The organism is Pseudomonas sp. 51_B, from assembly GCF_017491595.1.
Classification (GTDB): Bacteria; Pseudomonadota; Gammaproteobacteria; order Pseudomonadales; family Pseudomonadaceae; genus Aquipseudomonas; species Aquipseudomonas promysalinigenes.
The window spans coordinates 1-233 of record NZ_JAFGYW010000643.1 but is presented as its reverse complement, the minus strand read 5'-3'; the positions used below and the strand labels follow the sequence as shown (position 1 = coordinate 233).

Here is a 233-nt window from a genome sequence, read left to right as displayed (position 1 = left end):
GCACGTGAATGAAGCGGTAACCGATGATGCCGATGATGCCTGAGCCCAGCGCACCAATGACGATGCCTACCGGCACTGGCACGGCCTCGACCACGCCATGCAGCGACTTGCCCGCCAGCACGATGTTCGAGATGAAGAAGCCGACATAGATAAGTGCGGTGAAGAACACGATCAAAAGCGCGCCGTAGCGGCCGAACTGGCCACGGCTTTGAACCATTTGCGGAATCCCCAGC

The 233-nt window shown here is 59.2% G+C and carries 1 protein-coding gene; it reads right to left on the bottom strand.

Features of this window, described 5'->3' with window-relative positions:
• Positions 1-233 (bottom strand): cytosine permease (locus J5M56_RS26540; protein ID WP_207938258.1); only part of this gene is annotated, 233 nt, incomplete at both ends.